Annotated in this window: 18 protein-coding genes; 11 read left to right on the top strand and 7 right to left on the bottom strand. The window is 65.6% G+C overall.

Annotated elements, in window-relative coordinates; all coding sequences use genetic code 11:
* Window positions 1-23: 23 nt before the first annotated feature.
* Window positions 24-719, bottom strand: coding sequence for a class I SAM-dependent methyltransferase (locus VGN62_RS11970; RefSeq protein ID WP_327454093.1), 696 nt, complete (start codon window positions 717-719; stop codon window positions 24-26).
* Window positions 712-1176 (bottom strand): Rrf2 family transcriptional regulator, encoded by a 465-nt coding sequence (locus VGN62_RS11965; RefSeq protein WP_327454091.1) that lies wholly within the window; start codon window positions 1174-1176, stop codon window positions 712-714. The genes VGN62_RS11970 and VGN62_RS11965 overlap by 8 nt, the downstream gene beginning before the upstream one ends.
* A 253-nt stretch (window positions 1177-1429) precedes the next feature.
* Here VGN62_RS11965 and VGN62_RS11960 point away from each other — a divergent pair, with 253 nt between their 5' ends.
* Window positions 1430-1948, top strand: coding sequence for a GNAT family N-acetyltransferase (locus VGN62_RS11960; protein WP_327454089.1), 519 nt, complete (start codon window positions 1430-1432; stop codon window positions 1946-1948).
* Here VGN62_RS11960 and VGN62_RS11955 read toward each other — a convergent pair.
* The 4 genes from VGN62_RS11955 to VGN62_RS11940 all read right to left on the bottom strand — a co-directional run bounded on the left by VGN62_RS11955 (window position 1927) and on the right by VGN62_RS11940 (window position 4821).
* Window positions 1927-2703 carry an esterase/lipase family protein gene (locus VGN62_RS11955; protein WP_327454087.1) on the bottom strand — a complete coding sequence of 259 codons (777 nt, stop codon included), beginning with the start codon at window positions 2701-2703 and terminating at the stop codon, window positions 1927-1929. The genes VGN62_RS11960 and VGN62_RS11955 overlap by 22 nt on opposite strands.
* Window positions 2704-2713: 10 nt before the next feature.
* A complete protein-coding gene (locus tag VGN62_RS11950; RefSeq protein ID WP_327454085.1) occupies window positions 2714-3889 on the bottom strand; it encodes a PQQ-dependent sugar dehydrogenase in 1176 nt (391 codons plus the stop codon).
* Window positions 3890-3958: 69 nt separating this feature from the next.
* Window positions 3959-4591 carry a sigma-70 family RNA polymerase sigma factor gene (locus VGN62_RS11945; protein ID WP_327454083.1) on the bottom strand — a complete coding sequence of 211 codons (633 nt, stop codon included), beginning with the start codon at window positions 4589-4591 and terminating at the stop codon, window positions 3959-3961.
* Window positions 4591-4821 (bottom strand): NepR family anti-sigma factor, encoded by a 231-nt coding sequence (locus VGN62_RS11940; protein ID WP_327454081.1) that lies wholly within the window; start codon window positions 4819-4821, stop codon window positions 4591-4593. Before VGN62_RS11940 ends, VGN62_RS11945 begins: the two co-directional genes overlap by 1 nt.
* Before the next feature lie 174 nt (window positions 4822-4995).
* Here VGN62_RS11940 and VGN62_RS11935 point away from each other — a divergent pair, with 174 nt between their 5' ends.
* The 3 genes from VGN62_RS11935 (at window position 4996) to VGN62_RS11925 (ending at window position 7836) form a co-directional block, all read left to right on the top strand.
* Entirely contained in the window at window positions 4996-5421 is a 426-nt protein-coding gene (locus tag VGN62_RS11935; RefSeq protein ID WP_327454079.1) for a BLUF domain-containing protein, read from the top strand.
* Between the two features lie 72 nt (window positions 5422-5493).
* Window positions 5494-6099, top strand: coding sequence for a sigma-70 family RNA polymerase sigma factor (locus VGN62_RS11930; RefSeq protein WP_327454077.1), 606 nt, complete (start codon window positions 5494-5496; stop codon window positions 6097-6099).
* 60 nt (window positions 6100-6159) lie between these two features.
* A complete protein-coding gene (locus VGN62_RS11925; RefSeq protein WP_327454075.1) occupies window positions 6160-7836 on the top strand; it encodes a hypothetical protein in 1677 nt (558 codons plus the stop codon).
* A gap of 8 nt (window positions 7837-7844) precedes the next feature.
* Here VGN62_RS11925 and VGN62_RS11920 read toward each other — a convergent pair whose 3' ends face one another.
* Window positions 7845-8639, bottom strand: coding sequence for a response regulator (locus VGN62_RS11920; RefSeq protein WP_327454073.1), 795 nt, complete (start codon window positions 8637-8639; stop codon window positions 7845-7847).
* Window positions 8640-8919: 280 nt separating this feature from the next.
* Between VGN62_RS11920 and VGN62_RS11915 the strand changes: the two genes are divergently transcribed.
* The 7 genes from VGN62_RS11915 (at window position 8920) to VGN62_RS11885 (ending at window position 17841) form a co-directional block, all read left to right on the top strand.
* A complete protein-coding gene (locus tag VGN62_RS11915) occupies window positions 8920-10392 on the top strand; it encodes a sensor histidine kinase (RefSeq protein WP_327454071.1) in 1473 nt (490 codons plus the stop codon).
* A 50-nt stretch (window positions 10393-10442) separates the two neighbouring features.
* Complete coding sequence (locus VGN62_RS11910; protein ID WP_327454069.1) at window positions 10443-11693, top strand: putative DNA modification/repair radical SAM protein; 1251 nt, start codon at window positions 10443-10445, stop codon at window positions 11691-11693.
* 8 nt (window positions 11694-11701) lie between these two features.
* Window positions 11702-13117, top strand: a complete 1416-nt coding sequence (locus VGN62_RS11905; RefSeq protein WP_327454067.1) for a UdgX family uracil-DNA binding protein — start codon at window positions 11702-11704, stop codon at window positions 13115-13117.
* Entirely contained in the window at window positions 13117-14130 is a 1014-nt protein-coding gene (locus VGN62_RS11900) for a ligase-associated DNA damage response exonuclease (protein WP_327454065.1), read from the top strand. Before VGN62_RS11905 ends, VGN62_RS11900 begins: the two co-directional genes overlap by 1 nt.
* Complete coding sequence (locus tag VGN62_RS11895) at window positions 14127-15695, top strand: cisplatin damage response ATP-dependent DNA ligase (protein ID WP_327454063.1); 1569 nt, start codon at window positions 14127-14129, stop codon at window positions 15693-15695. The genes VGN62_RS11900 and VGN62_RS11895 overlap by 4 nt, the downstream gene beginning before the upstream one ends.
* An 89-nt stretch (window positions 15696-15784) precedes the next feature.
* Entirely contained in the window at window positions 15785-16399 is a 615-nt protein-coding gene (locus VGN62_RS11890; protein ID WP_327454061.1) for a superoxide dismutase, read from the top strand.
* A 62-nt stretch (window positions 16400-16461) separates the two neighbouring features.
* A complete protein-coding gene (locus VGN62_RS11885; protein WP_327454059.1) occupies window positions 16462-17841 on the top strand; it encodes an L-serine ammonia-lyase in 1380 nt (459 codons plus the stop codon).
* Window positions 17842-17857 lie beyond the last annotated feature (16 nt).

Raw genomic sequence — 17857 nt, 5'->3', positions numbered from 1 at the left:
GGTTTCGCCCGGAGCGGTGGCTATCACGCATAGCCGACCCAGCCGCGCCAGGTGAAGGCAGCGTAGAATTGCTCGACGCCAGAGAAGCCTGCGGCGCGCAGCACCGCTTCGTCGGCTTCGGGGCTCAGCATCGCCACGTGCGTCGCAACGGCTTCGCGGCCCTTGGCCACCTGTTCGGGATCGCCGCCCGATGCGATTGCGTAGGAGGCGTAGCGGTCGAGCCAGCGGTCGCGTTCACCGATGCCTTGTGGGAAGCTGCCGTGCGCCGCGACGAACGGTGCGCCGGGTTTCAGCCGTTTGCGGATTTCGGCGGCGGTACGGATGCGTTCTTCGGTGTCGAGAAAATGGAGCGTGAGGAGGCAGGTCGCCCCGTCGAAAGGGCCGGCGGGAGCGTCGTCGATATAGCCTTCGATCAGCTCGGCGCGGTAGGCGTTCGGGCCCATCACATCGGCGGCCAGATCGAGCATCAGCCCCGCAGGGTCGACCCCGGTAAAGCGCCAGCCGGCATGCGCCTCTGCCATCGCCTTCATCTCGCTGCCGCCGCCCGCGCCGAGGACGAGGATATGTGCGTCGGCGGGCACGCGTTCGGCGAGCAGCAGCCCGGTCATGCGGTGGAGTCCGTCGAGGCCAGGGACGAAGCGGCGCGGGCCTTCGGTGTAGCGCGCGACGGCTTCTGGATCCTTGAAGCTGTCGAGAAAATGCTGGGCGCCTTCAGCCATGGATATGCTCCTGTGCGGTGGGGGAGGTCGATCGCGCGGCCATGCGCGCGTGGAAATCGGCGGCGAGCGCGGCGAGCGTCACCTCGCCAAAGCGTGCGAGCAGCAGTGCCTCGGCCTCGCGAAAGCCGGTGTCCAGCGCGGCGTTGACCGCCTGTTCGACGAGGCATCCGGGCGCCTCTGTGCGATTGCCCATCGCCATCAGGCTGGGGCACCCGATCGCGTCATAGACGTCGCGCATCGTGATGCCGCCGAAATCTTTCGCGATCGTCCAGCCGCCGCCGTGCCCCTTTTCGCTGTGGACGAACCCAGCATCGCGGAGGCCCCCGAGGATGCGGCGGATGACGACGGGATGCGTCTGCATCGCCTTCGCGAGCTGCTCCGACGTCATCGGTTCGCCCTGTTCGGCCATATGGAGAAGGACGTGGAGTACGCCCGAGAGTCGGCTGTCGCGTTTCATGTAACGTTAAATAGTGCGTGAAACGCGATCGTCAAGGCGCGGGATTGACCCCGGCCGGCGGAAGCGTTAGCCACGCCGACGATGACCAACGACCGATCCACCCGATTCAAGGCGTATTGGCGCTCCTTTACATAGGAGCGGCATGGCATCACCTGTGACCATCGCCGCCGTGACCGGAAGGCGAATGGTTGTCATCACATCATCAGACCACTGACCCCCGGCCGCGGCGCGCGCTTTTTGAAGAAGACGCGACATGACCGATACTTTGCTTGCCCTGTCGACCGACCATTGCCGCATCACGCCGCTGTTTGCCGATGATGCGCGTGCCCTGTCCGCGATCACCGACGAGACGGTGACCTCGCGCGTCCATTTCCTGCCCGCGCCCTTCACCGAAGCCGACGCGCGCGCGCTGATCGCGGGATCGGGCGGCGGCGACGTCTTTCACGCCGTGCGCGACGAAAGCGGCCTCGACCTCAACGGTGTGATCGGCGTCCATCGCCGCACCGGCGACGAATATGAGATCGGTTACTGGTTTGCGGCACGCGTTCGGGGCAAGGGCATCGCGACCGAAGCGGTGCGCGCGGTGGTCGTTGCGCTCGCATCATCGCGCCCCGGCTGCTCGATCGTCGCCGAATGCCACCCGGAGAATGAGCCGTCGCGCGCGTTGCTGCGCCGGATCGGCTTCGTATCGACGGGGCGCGCGGGGAAACGGCCGGGCCGGATGCTGATGAGCTGGCGTGCGTCGCCGGCCTATCGCATCGACGTGTGCTGATCGGCCGCCGCGTCGCTCGTCACCTCCTCGGTCAGCGCCTTGACGATTGCGGCAACCGAGGTGGGGGCGTAAGCGAAGCCCATATGGCCGCAGTCGACCTCGACCTGCCGGTCGCTTTCATGCGGAAGCCCGCGCGCGCTGCTCACCGCGACGACGCCGTCATGCTCCGACCAGAGCGCGAAAGTCGGCATTTCGGGACGCGGCGCGGGGTGGAAGTCGATCGGCGGATTGTCGACCGGGTGGCGTGCGACGAGGTGATAGAGGCGCCACGCGCGATTGGCCCGGCGGCTGCCCGAAAAGGGCGAGCCGAGGGTGACCACGCGCGCGACCTTGCCCGGATGATGTTTCGCATATTCGCGGGCATAAATGCCCCCAAGCGACCATCCCACCAGCGCTGGGGCATAGCCGGTGCGGTCGATGATCCACTGCACGCGCGTGTCGATGCGGTCGATGATGTCGGCGGTCGCGCCGCGGTTGAAGCCGAGACCCCAAGCATAGCAGCGAAAGCCCGCACGGCGGAGATCGGCGCGCAGGCCCTTCGTCGCCCAGTCGCCCGACAGGAAGCCCGGCAATATCATGACGGGCGGATGCGTGCTGTCGGGATTGGGTTCGGGCGGCATCGGACGGATGCGGCCGCCGACCGCGCGCGCCAGCGACCCGATCTCGCGCCACAGCAGCTTGAGCGGCGGCAGGGCGTCGGGATCGGGAATGCGCGCGGGCCATTCTGCGCGACGGGTAAGGAAACCGCGGATCATGCGGCGGGTTTTACTTCTTCGGGACGAGCTTCACCAGCTTGCCGTCCTCGCCGTCGGTGAGCAGCCAGACCGAACCGTCGTCGCGGACCTCGACCTCGCGGATACGCTGGCCGAAATCCCAGCGGTCGGACTTATGTAGCGTGTCGCCGTCGATCGCCATGCGGATCAAACCTTCGCCCGAAAGCGCCCCCATCAACAGGCTGTTCTTCCAGCCCGGATACAGGTCGCCGCCATAGAAGGCGAGACCGCCGGGCGAGACCGACGGGTTCCACCACAGCTTCGGCGCCGCAAATTCGGGGCGCGTCGGGTGGTCGGGAATATCCTTGCCGTCATAATGGTCGCCGTTCGACACGATCGGATAGCCGTAATTGGCCTTCGCCTCGACAAGGTTGACCTCGTCGCCGCCCTTCGGCCCCATTTCCTGGTTCCAGAGCTTGCCGGCGCCGTCGAAGGCGAGGCCGAGGATGTTGCGGTGGCCGCGCGACCAGATTTGCGCGGTCACCCCGCTCCGATTGGCGAAGGGATTGTCGGCGGGGACGCTGCCGTCGGGGTTGAGGCGGAGGATCTTGCCGAGATTGGCCTTCATATCCTGCGCGGGATCGAACTTCTGGCGTTCGCCCGAGCCGATGAACAGATATTTGCCGTCGGGCGAAAAGGCGAGGCGGTGCGAATAATGTCCCTGACCCGTGACCTTGGGATCCTGCTTCCAGATGATCTGGAGCCCTTCGAGCGCGGGCGCGGCGCCCTGCTTGAGCTTTGCTTTGCCGACGACCGCGCCATAGGTCTTGCCGGGGCCGGCCTCGGCCCAGCTCAGGTAGATGGTGCCGCTGGTCGCGAAATCGGGCGCGACGATGACGTCGCCGAACCCGCCCTGGCCGCCATAGGCGACCGCCGGGACCCCCGCGACGTCGAGCGTCGGGCCGCTTTCCTGCCACAGCTTCAATTTGCCCGATCGTTCGGTGATCAGCGCGGCGCGCGTGCCGGGGATGAAGGTCATCGCCCAGGGTTCGTTGAAGCTTGCGATCTCCTGCACCGTGAAGGGCGCGTCAGCGAGCGGCGTAGCGGGTTGCGCACCCGAGGCGTCGAGCTTTGCGGTATCGGCGGGTGCGGCTTCGGTCGCGGCCGGCGCCGAGCAGGCCGCGACGGCGAGCGCGGCGATCAGGGCGAGGGGCGGCAGGTTTTGCATCGGAAAGGGCTCGCTTTGCTGGGGAGGGATGCCCTGTTTTGCCCCCGCTACGCACCAAAGTCGAGGGGCTTAACGGCTCGCCGCCTCGCGCCGTGCGGTGATCGTCTCGACGCTGTCCATGATCGCGTCGACCGCTTCGCTCGATGGCGGCGCGTCGGCGCGCTTCTGCGAAAACTGGCCGCTGTTCATGATCTCTTCGAGCGCTGCACGGGCGCGCGACACGCGGCTTTTCATCGTACCGAGTGCACAATCGCAGATGCTTGCCGCTTCCTCATAGGACAGCCCGCCGGCGCCGACGAGGATCAGCGCCTCGCGCTGGTCCTGCGGCAATTCCATCAGTCCGCGTTGCAGGTCGGCCATCTCGCCGCTGTCTTCCTGGCTCGCCGGGGTCGACATCGTGCGTTCGACCGCGGTCTCGTCATATTCGCCGACAAACTTGTTGCGGCGCATCTGTGACAGGAAAGTGTTGCGCAGGATGACGAAGGTCCAGGCCTTGATCGATGTTCCGCGCTCGAACCGTTCGCGCGATGCCCACGCCTTGACCATCGTGTCCTGCGTCAAATCGTCGGCGAGGTCGGGATTGCCCGACAGGCTGCGGCCATAGGCGCGCAGGTGGGGGATGACGCCGGCCAGCAGCGTCTTGAATTCGCTGTCCGACAGCGTGTCGGCCTGCGGCTGCGACGCAGCGGTGGTTTCGGTCATTATTGCTTCGAGCTTTTCTGATCGAGCTGGGAAAGAAGGTCGAGCATGTTGTCGGGCAGCTGTTCGGCGACGATGTTGCCGTAAATCATCCGCAGTTTTGCACTCACCGGCTCCGGTGCCTGTCGGCCGGTCAGCGTGCGGTGCCACTGGTCGCCGTTCGTCCCGGGGAAGCTTCCCGACGAGCGGCGCGGCGTGTCAGCGCCCGGGGGAGGGCGGTCCTTGCCATTCATCCTGTTGTTGCCTTGCGTAGCCATGCGGAAGCAACGAGGAAAACGGCCGTGAGTTCCCGTGCCGGTTGTTTTTTGCGACGAACGCGTTGCCAAGAAGTCACACCGGCCCTATTCAACGGCATGTGAGGGGTCACACCACGGTATTCTGGGCCGAGCAATCAGGAGTGTGACCGCTTGCTTTCCGTAATTTATGTCAGCGTTGCCGATCCGCTGCTTTCTTTCGCCGACATCCAGCTCATCCTTGCTTCGGCCCGCCGCAACAACGAACGTGATGCTCTGACCGGGGCCCTCATCTATAATGGCAACAACTTTATGCAGCTGCTCGAAGGACCGGCTGACAGGGTCGACGCGTGCCTTGAGGCGATCCGCGAAGATACACGTCACGGTGGCATGGTCGAGATCCGCCGGCGGACGATTGACCGGCGCGACTTCGCTGAATGGTCAATGTTATATGAGCCGGATTTCGAGGAGCATGCCGACGGTCTTGCGCGGCTGGCCGCGAACGGCGGTCTGGATGCCGATGACGAGCGGATGCTGGGCAATTTCATCGCGCTCGGTCGTCGGCGACCCTCTGCGGCAGGGCCGGCACCCTTGCAATGAAATCGGAGTGCGCTAAGCCATTAGCGAGCCTGTGAAATTGGGCATTCAGACAAAGGCCGTAATATCAGTAACGTGACGCCCCAGCCGCTCGACGATGCAAGCTTTAAACGCGAGTTGGCGGGCATGCTGCCGCATCTGCGCGCCTTCGGGCGCAGCCTCACGGGCAATGCCGATCTTGCCGACGATCTGGTGCAGGAAACGATGCTGAAGGCGTGGAAGGCGCGCGCGCAATATGTGCCGGGGCCGGCCAGCATGAAAAGCTGGGCTTTCGTCATCCTGCGCAACTGCTTCCTGTCGCAGATGCGGCGCAAGAAATTTACCGCCGAATATGACGAAATGGCGGCCGAGCGCCTGCTCGTCGCGCCCGACGACCAGGACGACAGCCTGCACCTTGCCGATGTGCAGCGCGCGCTGATGATGCTCCCGGTCGACCAGCGCGAAGCGCTGGTGCTGATCGGCGCCGGGCAATTATCCTATGAGGAAGGCGCGGCAATCTGTGGCTGCGCGGTCGGCACGATGAAAAGCCGCGTGTCGCGCGGCCGCGCGGCGCTGCAGGCGATCCTGGACAGCGGCGAAATGCCGCGGCGCAGCACCGACGCAATGCCGTCGAGCGAGGCGTTCCGTTCGATCATGGACAATGTCGACCAGCTCACCGGTGGGGCGCTTCCGCCCGATTGAAGCTCTGGCGGCTTCGAATAGGCGATCGTCTTCGCCGGTCGGCGTGATAGGGATGATCTTATGCGTGGTGGTCCCGCCCCGATACGTCTTTTCCTGCGGTCGCTGATCGCCTTTGCGCTCACGCTGTCCCCGGCGGCCGCGCACGCCGAAGCCGGGCAGGCCAGCGCCGCGAGCCCAGAGCAAGCCCAGACCGGCAAGGAACAGATCGTCGTCGAAGCGCGGCGCGAAGGGCGCAGCGACTGGAAACGCGCCGAAAGCGAGCATGTCCTGATGTTCAGCGATGGCGGCGAGGCCGAACTGAGGCGCGCGGCGACCGACGTCGAGCGGCTTCACCAGCTGATGGTGCGCCTTTACGGCCCGGACCTACAGGCGGACGAAACCGCGAAGCTTCGGATCATATTGATCGATTCGGTGCCAGCCTATCGCGCCATGGCGCTTCGCAACCTGCGGGCGGAAGAAGGCCCTTATGTGCCGCCCTTTGCCGGGCAGCGCTATTATGACCCGCGGAGCGACGGCGCGGTGCTCATCCTGCCGCGTGCCGACCAGATCATCGATCTCGATACGTCGAAGGCCCGCGACGCCTTTTGCGACGAAATGGGCCCCGACCTGTTGCTTGTCCAAAAGACGTGCGCGGAGGTGGCGAACCGGCCAGCGCCCGCGGCGCGGCCGTGGGAGGCGGTGCTGTTTTCCGCCTACGCCCAGCATTTCGTGCTGAACTACCTCCCGGCCGGTTATCCGCGCTGGTATCTCGACGGGGTCGGGGCGCTGTTCTCGACGGTCAAGATGCGGCGCAACGGCGCGCTCGACTATGCGAAAGTCTCGCTCGCGAACCGGCAGGTCTTCCGCTCATACGGGCGGCTGAACGCCGCCGACGTGCTGACCGGCCGCTATCTGGAGGCGCCGTCGGCGCAGATGGAATGGACGCCCTTTCACGCGGCGCTGCTCGTCCACTATTTCGTCTACTCCGACCTGAAGCCCGAACGGCGCGCGCAGTTCCAGCGCTATATGACCGCGGTGCATCAGGGCGTGCCGATGGCCGAAGCCGCCGCGGTCTTCGGCGACATGCGCAAGTTGCGGCGCGAGATATCGAGCTATGCCAACCGCGACGGGCTGACCTATGCGCGCACCGAACCGGGCACGGCGCCGATCCAGGAGCCGTCGATCACCGCCCTCTCGCTGGCCAGCGCCGCGATGCTCGAGGCGAGCGTCGGGCTGCCTTCGCGCGGCGCGGCCGGCGTGCCGGGCCACGATAGCGAGGCGGCGCTGCTTTTTGCGGAGCGCGAATGCCGGCGCGAGCGCTATCAGGCGTGCCTCGCTGCGGCGGACAGCATCCTCGAACAGGCGCCCGACGATGCGCGGGCGCTCGGCTGGAAGGGGGTCGCGCTGACCGAAGCGGCGCTCGCGGGCGAGCCGGGCGCGCGGCCCGATGGGCTGCGCCGGGCGCGCGAGGCGCTCGAACGCGCGATCGCGCGCGACAGTGACGCTCCCTTGCCGCTGGTCGCCTATTTCGAAAGCTACGCCAAAGCAGGCGAGCGCGTACCGGAGGGAGCGATGGCCGCAATGGCAAAAGCCATCCGCCTCGTCCCCGCAGCCCCCGCGTCCCGGCTTGCGCTCGGGACCGAGCTGGTCCGGCAGGGCCAGCCCGATCTCGCGCGCAGGCTGTTGTATCCGGTGCTGTTCGGTCCCTATGAATCGCCGGAACGCAAAGCCGCCCGGGCGATGCTTTCCGCGCCGTGACTATCGCTTCATGCCGCGAGCTGCGGCGTGAACAACAGGCTTTGGCTGATTGCCGCGCGCACGGTGTTTTCGCGGAAGGGCTTCGAAATCAGGAAAGTCGGCTCGACGCATCCGCCGGTCAGCAATTTTTCGGGGAAGGCGGTGATGAAGATGGCGGGCACCGGCGCGATCGCCAAAATGTCCTGCACCGCATCGATCCCCGACGATCCGTCGGCGAGCTGGATGTCGGCGAGGACGAGCCCGGCGTCGGTGTCCTCGAAAGCCGCGACCGCATCCTCGTGGGTGGTCGCAATCCCCGCAACGCGGTGGCCGAGGTCGCGCACGATCTGTTCAAGTTCCATGGCGATCAGGGGTTCGTCCTCGATGATCAGCACCGAGGTGCGCGATTCGCGGTCCAGCTCGCCGACCGCATCGGCGAGCAACGTCTCGACCGTCGCGCCATCCGTGCCGGTGATCAGGCCGGCCTCTTCGACCGAAAAGCCTTCGAGCGCGGTGAGCAACAATATCTGCCGGCCCAGCGGCGTGATCTGGGCGAGGCGCTGGTTCGCGGCGCGCACGAGCGGATGTTCGTCGTCGTCGCTGCCCTCGCCATCGTCGATATAGGCGCTTTCCCAGATGCGGTGGAAATTGCGGTAGAGGTCGATGCGGGTGCTGTTGCCGTCATGGAACTCGTCGGGGGCCGCGACGATCACTGCTAGAGTCGTGTGGACGAAATTGTCGCCATGTTGCTGGCTGCCCGTCAACGCGCGCGCATAGCGGCGCAGATAGGGAAGATGTCCGCGAATTTCCTCACCCAATGTCATGTAAGATCCTTCCCTCTTGAACCATTCATACGCGTTCCCGCGCAGGTCGGTTCCCGGCCTTCGCACGGAAAAGCGGGACCCATTGCTGCAACTTGTCGCGCCCTAGTGCGTAGAGTCAGCCGGGACGCGACTGGAATTCGGCGTAAGCAAGTGGAATGCCACCACTTTTTCTGTGCGCTGCGACGATGCTTTTGTAGGGACCATATTCATGGCAGAGCAGCGCCCCGGGGAAATGAGCGATGCAGCACCGGCAGCATCGAACCATAGCGAGGGACGACAGTTGGCGGACGGGCGAGACGAGGAGGGGGCACGGGCGGAGCGGCTGCGGCTCGACACGCTTCGCGAATATCGCATCATGGACACCCCGCCCGAGGCCGCCTTCGATCGGGTCACAAAAATGGCTGCCGACCTCTATGATGTGCCGATCGTGCTGGTGTCGCTCGTCGACGATTGCCGCCAGTGGTTCAAATCCGCTCATGGGCTAGACACCACAGAAACGCCGCGCGACATGAGCTTTTGCCAATATGTCATCGCCGAAGACCGGCCGGTCATGGTGACCGACGTGCTGGGCGATCCGCGTTTTCGGGACAATCCGCTGGTGACCGGCGAACCCTATATCCGCTTCTATGCCGGGGTACCGCTCCGCGCCTATAATGGAGCGATCCTCGGCAGTCTGTGCCTGATCGATCGTGCAGAGCGTGCGGCGTTGACCGACGTCGAGCTCGAGCGCCTCGGCGATTTCGCCGGCATCGTGATGGCCGAGGCCGACCTCCGCCGGGTCGTTGCCGAGCGCGACGAGGCGCAGCGGATGCTCGAACGCGCGCTCGATTTTTCGGGGATCGCGACGTGGCAACTCGACCCGAATACCGGCGAGATGCACTGGCACGGTGCGGTCGCCGAATTGTTTGGTGCCGATTATAAGAGCGCGTTGGTGACGGCCGACGACGTGCTCGCGCGCATGCCTACCGAAGACCGTGAACGGGTTATCGCGGCGTTGGAAGAGTCGCGCGCAGGCGGCCATCCCTATTCGGTCGAGCATCGGCTCCAGCATCCCGAACGCGGCGTGCGCTGGATTGCCTCGCGCGGCGATTGGGACGTCTGGTCGAACGACGCCCGGTTGACCGGGGTCAGTGTCGATATCACCGAACAGAAGAGCCGGCAGGAAAATGCCAACCTGTTGATGCGCGAACTGCACCACCGGATGCGCAACCTGTTCGCGACGGTGAGCGCGATCATCTCGCTCACCCGCCACGCCGCGCGCGATGTCGACGATTATGTCGAGCGGATCAACAGCCGGCTCGACGCCCTCAACCGCGCGCAGAATGTCCTGCTCGGCGCCAATTTCATGACCGGGTCGATGCACGCGCTGATGCGCGAGGTCGAGGCGGCCTTTCCGCGGATACGCTGGTCGGGCCTCGATCTGCTGCTTCCCGAAAACGCGCTCGTCGCGATGGCGCTGACCTTCAACGAACTCGCGACGAACGCGGTCAAGCATGGTGCGCTGACCAACGAGGGTGGCAGCGTCGATGTCCGCTGGACGCAGGATCCCGAAGACAGCGAACCGCGGATGTTCCGCCTGACGTGGACCGAGACCGGCGCAAGCGGCGTTGCCGCACCCGACCGGACGAGCTTTGGCACGATGCTGATGGAACGCAGCGTGCGCAACAACCTGGGCGGCACGATCGAACGCCACTGGGAACCGGGCGGCCTCGTATGCGAAATCGCGATGCCTGCGCGGTGGCGCGAAGCATAAGCCCGCCCACTATATTTGTTCTCTCTATGTTCCTGTGCTAGCCATGGGATATGTCCGCAAAGCCGATTCTGGAAAAGCTGAGCATCCTCGCCGATGCTGCCAAATATGATGCGTCCTGCGCGTCGTCGGGGACGGTCAAGCGCGATTCGGTGGCGAGCAAGGGGATCGGATCGACCGAGGGGATGGGCATCTGCCACAGCTATGCCCCAGATGGCCGCTGCATCTCGCTGCTCAAGATCCTGCTCACCAACTTCTGCATCTACGACTGCCGTTTCTGCATCAACCGCGCGTCGAGCAACGTGCCGCGGGCAAGGTTCAATCCGCAGGAAGTCGTCCGGCTGACGCTCGATTTCTACAAGCGCAACTATATCGAGGGGCTGTTCCTGTCGTCGGGGATCATCCGGTCCGAAGATTATACGATGGAGCAGCTCGTCGAAGTCGCGCGCATCCTGCGCGAAGAGCATCGCTTTGCCGGCTATATCCATCTGAAAACGATCGCGGGCGCCGACCCCGGGCTGATCGCGCTGGCGGGGCTTTACGCCGATCGCCTCTCGACCAATGTCGAACTGCCGACCGAAGCGGGATTGCAAAGCTTCGCGCCCGAGAAAAAGCCGGAAACGATCCGCAAGACGATGGCGTCGGTGCGCGTCGGCGCCGAGGATGCGATCGAAGCCGCGAAAAGCCGGTTGATCGGCAAGGCAATGCCGCCACGCTTTGCGCCCGCGGGGCAGTCGACGCAGATGATCGTCGGGGCCGACGCGGCGCGCGACGACGACATATTGAAGACCGCAACGAACCTTTATTCGGGCTACCAGCTGCGCCGCGTCTATTATTCGGCGTACAGTCCGATCCCCGATGCGAGCAATGACCTGCCGCCGGTGCGCCCGCCGCTGATGCGCGAGCATCGGTTGTATCAGGCCGACTGGCTGCTGCGTTTCTATGGCTTCGAGCGCGCCGAGATCATGGAAGGCGCGAGCGGCGGGATGCTCGACCTTGCCATAGACCCCAAGCTCGCCTGGGCGCTAACCCGGCGCGAAAGTTTTCCGGTCGACATCAACCGCGAGCCGCGCGAATTGCTGCTGCGCGTGCCCGGCCTGGGGACGCGCGCGGTCGACCGCATTGTCGCGGCGCGGCGGCTGGGCAAACTACGCCTTGGCGATCTCGCGAAATTGACCGCGTCGGTGAAGAAGGTCCTGCCCTTCGTCGTCACTCTCGACTGGCGGCCGGGCAAGCTTACCGACTGCGCCGATCTGCGGGCGCGTTTCGCGCCCCCGCCCGAGCAACTGGCGCTCGCGCTGTGAGGGAGGTCATGCTGCAAACGCCCGGCGATTTCGCCGAGTGGCGCACCGCCGCCCGCGAGCTGCTCGCGCGCGGGGTCGCGCCGGAGGATGTGAGCTGGCGGGACGGCGACGAGGGCGCATCGCTGTTTGGTGATGAAGCGGTGGCGACGCCTGCGGGAGCGGTCTCGTTGCCGCGCGAATTGCTCGAAATCGCTGAGCGCGTGATCTGCCACCGCGATGCCGAGGTGCCGGCGCGGCTCTATCGGGTCATCTGGCGCGCGGCGCGCGACCGGCAATTGCTGGCGCGCCGGACCGACGACGATGTCGTCTGGCTGAACAAGGCCGATAAGACGATCCGGCGCGATGTGCACAAGATGCACGCATTCGTGCGTTTCCGCCGTCTGGGCGAGGAGGCGGGTCGCGAGAGTTTCGCGGCGTGGTTCGAGCCTTCGCACCGCATATTGCGGCTTACCGCGCTTTTCTTCCAGCGGCGCTTTTATGGCATGGACTGGGCGATCGTGACGCCCGACGCGCGCGCGATCTGGCAGGGTGAGAAACTGAGCTACGGACCCGGCGGGACAAAGGACGAGGTGCCCGATAGCGATATTGTCGAGGATCAGTGGCGCACATACTATGGCGCGATCTTCAATCCCGCGCGGGTGAAGATCGACGCGATGCGCGCCGAGATGCCGAAGAAATATTGGAAAAATCTGCCCGAGGCGCAGGATATCGCCCCGCTGCTCGCGGGCGCCGCGGCGCGGGTGGAACGCATGCGCGAAGCGGCCGTTTCCTTGGCGAACCCTCTGGCGGATAAATGGCGGACGCGCGTGCCCGACGAACTGCTCCTCGATGACGATATAAAGACGTTGGGCGACGTTGCGCGCGCGATCGATCGCTGCACGCGCTGCCCGCTCTATTGCAACGCGACGCAGGGTATCGCGGGCGAGGGGCCAGAGGCGGCGAAGATCATGCTCGTCGGTGAACAGCCGGGCGACCAGGAGGATTTGCAGGGCCGGCCCTTCGTCGGCCCCACGGGGCAGGTGCTGAACGAGGCGCTGGACGAAGCGGGGCTCGAGCGGCGGCGGCTGTTCCTGACCAACGCGGTCAAGCATTTCAAGTTTGAACCGCGCGGCAAACGCCGCCTCCACCAGAATCCGACGACCGCCGAGATCGACATCTGCCGCTGGTGGCTCGACAAGGAGCGCGCGCTGGTGCAGCCCGACATCATCGTCACGCTGGGAGCGAGCGCGCTACGCGGGGTGACGGGGAAGAGCGCGAGCATCAAGTCGATGCGCGGCGCGGTGCACGAGTTGGCCGGGGGCACGAAACTGATCGCGACGATCCATCCCTCGTTTCTGCTGCGCCTGCCCGACCGCGAGCGCGCTGCGGAGGAGCGCGAGCTGTTCGTTGCCGATCTGGCGCTCGCGCGGAAACTTGCCGCCTGATGGCGAAGGCCAAGACCTGGATCGAGCCGCATCCGGGCGGCATCTATGTGAAGCCCGCCGACCTGTGGATCGACCCCTCGCGTCCCGTCGAGCGCGCCGCGGTGACGCACGGCCACGCCGACCATGCGCGCAGTGGCCATGGCGCGGTATTCGCGACGCCCGAGACGCTCGCGATCATGGCGCTGCGGTACGGCGTCGATGCCGAGGCGAGCCATAATCGGGCGTTTGTATATGGGGACGGGTTCGAACGCGGCGACGTGCGCTTCAGCTTCCATCCCGCCGGCCATGTGCTCGGCAGCGCGCAAATATTGATGGAATATCAGGGCGAGCGGATCGTCGTCACCGGCGACTATAAACGCCGCGCCGACCCGACCTGCACGCCGTTCGAGGTTGTGCCGTGCGACATCTTCATCACCGAGGCCACCTTTGGCTTGCCGGTATTTCGCCACCCGCCGACCGGCGACGAGATCGCCAAGCTGATCGGCGCTGTCCGCGCCGAACCCGACCGCTCGGTGCTTGTCGGCGCCTATGCGCTCGGCAAGGCGCAGCGCGTGATCGCCGAATTGCGCGGGGCGGGGTGGGACGCCCCGATCTATATCCACGGCGCGCTCGAGAGAATGTGCAACCTCTATGGGGTGCACGGTGTCGACCTCGGCGAACTCCGGCTTGTCAGCGAGACCGACAAGGCGGAAATGGCGGGGCAGATCGTGCTTGCGCCGCCCTCGGCGCTGAACGATCGCTGGTCGCGGAGGCTGCCCGACCCGGTGACCGCTATGGCGTCGGGCTGGATGCGCGTGCGCCAGCGCGCGCGGCAGCGGATGGTCGAACTGCCGCTGGTGATTTCGGACCATGCCGACTGGGACGAGCTGACCGCGACGATAATCGACGTGAATCCGGTGGAGACGTGGATCACCCATGGCAGCGAGGACGGCCTGCTGCGCTGGTGCGGACTCACCCAGCGCAAGGCGCGCGCGCTACACCTCGTCGGTCGCGATCTGGAGGAGGAGGCGTGAGACGTTTCGCGGCCCTGATCGACCGGCTGATCTATACGCGTTCGCGCAACAGCAAGCTCGCGCTGATTGTTGATTATCTCCGCCATACGCCCGACCCCGATCGCGGCTGGGCGATCGCGGCGCTGACTGAGAGCCTTGATTTCCCGGCGGTGAAGGCGGGTACGGCGCGCGCCCTGCTGGCGACCCGCGTCGACGAGGAATTGTTCCGTCTGTCGCGCCATTTTGTCGGCGATACGGCGGAGACCGCGGCGCTGCTCTGGCCCGATGCACCGGGAAAGAAGGCCGACCTTAGCGTTTCGGAAGCCGTCGACGCCCTGACGGCCACGACCCGCAGCGATGCTCCAGCGATCGTCGCCTCGCTGCTCGACCGCCTCGACGCCGACGGGCGCTATGCTTTGCTCAAGCTCGCGCTTGGCGGGATGCGCGTCGGCGTGTCGGCGCGGCTCGCGAAGCAGGCGTTTGCACAGGCGTTCGACGTGCCCGTCGACGATGTCGAGGAGCTGTGGCACGCGATCCCGCCGCCCTATGCGCCGCTGTTCGCGTGGGGCGAGGGAAGGGCGGAACGGCCCGACCTTGCCGATGTCGCCTTTTTCCGCCCCTTCATGCTCGCGCATCCGCTGGAGGCGGAGAACATCGATCTCGCCGACTATGCCGCCGAATGGAAATGGGACGGCATCCGCGTCCAGATCGTCCATGGCGGCGGCGAGACGCGCATCTACAGTCGCGGCGGCGAAGAGATCAGCGGCGCCTTTCCCGAACTTGTCGCGGCGTTCGATCAGGATGCGGTGATCGACGGCGAACTGCTCGTGCGCGGCGAGGTTCAGGGCGGGGAAGCCGCAAGCTTCAATGCGCTCCAGCAAAGGCTCGGGCGCAAGACGGTGTCGAAGAAGATGCTCGCCGACTATCCGGCGTTCGTGCGCGTCTATGACCTGCTCGCCGTCGATGGCAACGACTTGCGCAGCCTGCCGTGGACCGAGCGGCGGCGGCAATTGGAGGCGTTCGTCCCGCGCCTCGCGGCAAGCCATTTCGACCTGTCGCAGGTGATCGACGCGACGGACTTCGACGACCTTGCCGAACGCCGCGCGGGTGCGCGCGATGCCGCGATCGAGGGCGTGATGCTCAAGCGCCGCGATGCGCCCTATGTCGCGGGGCGCCGCGCGGGGCTGTGGTATAAATGGAAACGCGACCCGCTGACCGCCGACTGCGTGATGATGTATGCGCAGCGCGGCAACGGCCGCCGCGCGAGTTTCTATTCGGACTATACTTTCGGCTGCTGGTCCGACGCGGGCGAACTGCTGCCGGTCGGCAAGGCCTATTCGGGCTTCACCGACGAGGAGCTGAAATGGCTCGACAAGTTCGTTCGCGACAACACGCTCAACCGCTTCGGTCCGGTGCGCGAGGTCGAAAAGTCGCTCGTGCTCGAAGTCGCGTTCGATTCGATCCACAGCAGCAAGCGGCACAAGTCGGGCCTCGCGATGCGCTTCCCGCGCATTTCGCGCATCCGCCGCGACAAGCCCGCCGAGGAAGCCGACCGGATCGCGACGCTTCAGGCCATGGTGACCTGAATATCGGGCGAAAAATTCCGGTCACGGGGTTGCAACTCGCGGGGGCGATACCGAGTTAAGGGCCCGAATTCATAAAAAAGGAGACTGCCATGACCATCGCCCATCCTCCTCTCCCCTACGCCCAGGATGCACTCGAGCCGCATATCTCGGCCGACACGCTGGCGACGCATCATGGCAAGCATCACAAGGCCTATGTCGACAAGGTCAACGCCGCGATCGAAGGCACCGACCTCGCGTCGAAGCCGCTCGAGGAAATCGTCCACCACGCCGAGGGTTCGGGCAACAAGGGCCTGTTCAACAATGCGGCGCAGTCGTGGAACCACGCTTTCTATTGGGAAAGCCTGAGCCCGGCGAAGACCGCGCCCGCCGGCGACCTTGCGGCGGCGATCGACCGCGATTTCGGCTCGCTCGACGAGCTGAAGAAGAAGCTCAAGGAAACCGCCGTCAACCATTTCGCTTCGGGCTGGGCTTGGCTCGTCTCGCGCGACGGCACGCTGTCGGTCACCGACACGCATGACGCGGGCACCGAGCTGACCGCGGGTATCAAGCCCTTGCTCGTCATCGACGTGTGGGAGCATGCCTATTACATCGACCGCAAGAACCTGCGTCCGGCCTATGTCGACGCGGTGGTCGACGAACTGCTCAACTGGGACTTCGCTGCGGAAAATTTCGCCCGCGACACGACCTGGACCTACCCGGCCTGAACTAGAAATAATCGGGCCTTGATGTCCTATCGCAATGGCGGCGCGTCTTCTATAGCACCGCCATGACGATCAGCCTTTTCGAACTTTTCAAAATCGGTGTCGGACCGTCGAGCTCGCATACCGTGGGCCCGATGGTCGCCGCCCGGCGTTTCACCGTCTGGCTCGACGAGCAGGCGATGCTCACGAAGACCGTGCATGTGGAAGCCGACCTCTATGGGTCGCTCGCGCTGACGGGGAAGGGGCACGCCGCCGACACCGCGGTAGTCGCGGGCCTCGCCGGAGAAATCCCCGCCTCGACCAGCCTTGCCGCGATCAAGGCGCATTGGGACCGCGCCGAGAGCGAGAGCTTCATCTATCTGCTCGGGCGGCAGCGGGTACGGTTTCAGCCGAAAAGCGACCTGCATTTCCAGATGCGCCAGCGCCAGCCGTTCCACAGCAATGCGCTGAGCTTCACCGCGCGCGACGGCGACGGCGAAATATTGGCAAAGCGCATGTATTTCTCGATCGGCGGCGGCTTCGTCGTCGACGAGGACGAGGCGGGGCGCAACAGCCGCGGGGCTGAGGATGAGGTCGAACTGCCCTATCCCTTTACCTCGGGCGCCGACCTGATCGCGATGGGCAAGGCGTCGGGCCTCAGCTTTGCCGAAATGATGTTCGCCAATGAAGTGCGTCACCGCCCGCCGAACGAGGTGACGGCGGGTATCGATGCGATCGCCGAGGCGATGGATGCCTCGATCGATGCGGGCTGTTCGAGCAACGGGATTCTGCCGGGGGGCCTCAAGGTCAAACGCCGCGCGCCACAGATCGCCGACGATATCCGGGGCCGCCACGAAACCAATCTGATCGACCCGCTCGCGATGATGGACTGGATCAACCTTTGGGCGATGGCGGTGAACGAGGAAAATGCCGCGGGCGGCAAGGTCGTCACCGCGCCGACCAACGGCGCGGCGGGGATCATCCCCGCGGTGATCCGCTTCTACCGCCGCGGCTATCGCGGCGACGCCGCCGGGGTGCGCACCTTCCTGCTCGCTGCGGGCGCGGTCGGCGCGCTCTACAAGCGCAACGCCAGCATCTCGGGCGCGGAGGTCGGCTGCCAGGGCGAGGTCGGCGTCGCCTGCTCGATGGCGGCGGCGGGGCTGACTGCCGCGCTCGGCGGCACCAACGCGCAGGTCGAAAATGCCGCCGAGATCGGCATGGAGCATAACCTCGGCCTCACTTGTGATCCCATTGGAGGCCTCGTCCAGATCCCGTGCATCGAGCGCAACGCGATGGGCGCGATCAAGGCGATCGACGCCAGTCGCATCGCGATGATCGGCGACGGCACGCATGTCGTCAGCCTCGACACGGTGATCGTGACCATGCTGCAGACGGGTCGTGACATGCGCGATAAGTATAAGGAAACGTCGAAGGGCGGGCTGGCGGTTAGTGTGGTGGAGTGTTGAGGGGCGGGTAGCTGGT

Origin of the sequence: Sphingopyxis sp. (assembly GCF_035998905.1) — a bacterium.
Lineage (GTDB): Bacteria > Pseudomonadota > Alphaproteobacteria > Sphingomonadales > Sphingomonadaceae > Sphingopyxis.
This window is presented reverse-complemented; position numbering and strand designations above follow the sequence as displayed.

What these genes read in the sequence shown, in the direction of transcription:
- VGN62_RS11965 (WP_327454091.1), bottom strand. Translation starts at nt 1,176, where the DNA reads ATGAAACGCGACAGCCGACTCTCGGGCGTACTCCACGTCCTTCTCCAT.
- VGN62_RS11920 (WP_327454073.1), bottom strand. Translation starts at nt 8,639, where the DNA reads ATGACATTGGGTGAGGAAATTCGCGGACATCTTCCCTATCTGCGCCGC.
- VGN62_RS11940 (WP_327454081.1), bottom strand. Translation starts at nt 4,821, where the DNA reads ATGAATGGCAAGGACCGCCCTCCCCCGGGCGCTGACACGCCGCGCCGC.
- VGN62_RS11910 (WP_327454069.1), top strand. Translation starts at nt 10,443, where the DNA reads ATGTCCGCAAAGCCGATTCTGGAAAAGCTGAGCATCCTCGCCGATGCT.
- VGN62_RS11955 (WP_327454087.1), bottom strand. Translation starts at nt 2,703, where the DNA reads ATGATCCGCGGTTTCCTTACCCGTCGCGCAGAATGGCCCGCGCGCATT.
- VGN62_RS11905 (WP_327454067.1), top strand. Translation starts at nt 11,702, where the DNA reads ATGCTGCAAACGCCCGGCGATTTCGCCGAGTGGCGCACCGCCGCCCGC.
- VGN62_RS11970 (WP_327454093.1), bottom strand. Translation starts at nt 719, where the DNA reads ATGGCTGAAGGCGCCCAGCATTTTCTCGACAGCTTCAAGGATCCAGAA.
- VGN62_RS11945 (WP_327454083.1), bottom strand. Translation starts at nt 4,591, where the DNA reads ATGACCGAAACCACCGCTGCGTCGCAGCCGCAGGCCGACACGCTGTCG.
- VGN62_RS11925 (WP_327454075.1), top strand. Translation starts at nt 6,160, where the DNA reads ATGCGTGGTGGTCCCGCCCCGATACGTCTTTTCCTGCGGTCGCTGATC.
- VGN62_RS11960 (WP_327454089.1), top strand. Translation starts at nt 1,430, where the DNA reads ATGACCGATACTTTGCTTGCCCTGTCGACCGACCATTGCCGCATCACG.
- VGN62_RS11885 (WP_327454059.1), top strand. Translation starts at nt 16,462, where the DNA reads ATGACGATCAGCCTTTTCGAACTTTTCAAAATCGGTGTCGGACCGTCG.
- VGN62_RS11890 (WP_327454061.1), top strand. Translation starts at nt 15,785, where the DNA reads ATGACCATCGCCCATCCTCCTCTCCCCTACGCCCAGGATGCACTCGAG.
- VGN62_RS11900 (WP_327454065.1), top strand. Translation starts at nt 13,117, where the DNA reads ATGGCGAAGGCCAAGACCTGGATCGAGCCGCATCCGGGCGGCATCTAT.
- VGN62_RS11950 (WP_327454085.1), bottom strand. Translation starts at nt 3,889, where the DNA reads ATGCAAAACCTGCCGCCCCTCGCCCTGATCGCCGCGCTCGCCGTCGCG.